At 34.4% G+C, this 736-nt stretch carries 2 protein-coding genes; both read right to left on the bottom strand.

What is annotated here, in order from left to right; all coding sequences use genetic code 11:
• Positions 1–451: helix-turn-helix domain-containing protein (locus tag ACLBWW_RS28605; protein ID WP_447614406.1), on the bottom strand; the 451-nt coding region annotated here is incomplete at its 3' end.
• On the bottom strand, positions 451–579 hold the full coding sequence (locus ACLBWW_RS28600; RefSeq protein WP_000672785.1) for a hypothetical protein: 129 nt from the start codon (positions 577–579) through the stop codon (positions 451–453). The genes ACLBWW_RS28605 and ACLBWW_RS28600, both read right to left, overlap by 1 nt.
• Positions 580–736 lie beyond the last annotated feature (157 nt).

Below are 736 nucleotides of genomic sequence, written 5' to 3'. Positions count from 1 at the left end.
TTGGATTGGATGGTTTTTTGTTTCTTGGTAGTTGTTGGCTTGTTTTCACTTCTCCAATAGACTGAATATGAACTACTTTCTTTCCTATAATCAGTCTTTCATAATTGGCATAAAATCCTTGAATTAAATCTTTTTTGGATTTATAAGAAGTGTGATAACCATTTTTGTACTTTTTGAACGAATTTCTTCTCGCCTTATCAAAATCTTTTGAAGCCTGTTTAGGAACTTGTGCATTGATGTCTTTTAACCACCCATATCTCTTTCGCTTCTTGATCTTTGTAAATCGTTTCTGTAAAGCTAACTGTGAAACAGATTTTCCAAATAGCTTATAGTATCTATCACTCATTCTTTTACAATAGTTATAAGCGAATCTTGCAGCACCAGCATGGTTTCTAAGCACTTGTTCTTGTTCAGGCGTTGGAATCAGTCTGACTTTCTTCGCTAATATCATCAGAATGTAACTCCTTTAATGAAAGATTTGTTCTTCTGAATAGTAGCGTGTTCCACCAGCATTCTCCTGAGACTACTCGGATGCAAACCTGTTAATTCTGATACTTGACTAACTCGTGAAAATTTCATTATTATTCTCACCTCATTGAACCTAACATAGCACGTACGTTCGATATTTTCAATGAATTTTGATAGATTCAATAAAATTTATCTTGTTCAACTAAGGGCGCAATTCCTTAGCCAGTTCTCTTATGAACTTCTCATGTTTTCACATGAGCGCAGACTA

Source organism: Bacillus sp. M5A3_1b (assembly GCF_053345335.1).
The sequence above is the reverse complement of the archived record's forward strand: the minus strand, read 5'-3'. Positions and strand labels throughout refer to the sequence as shown.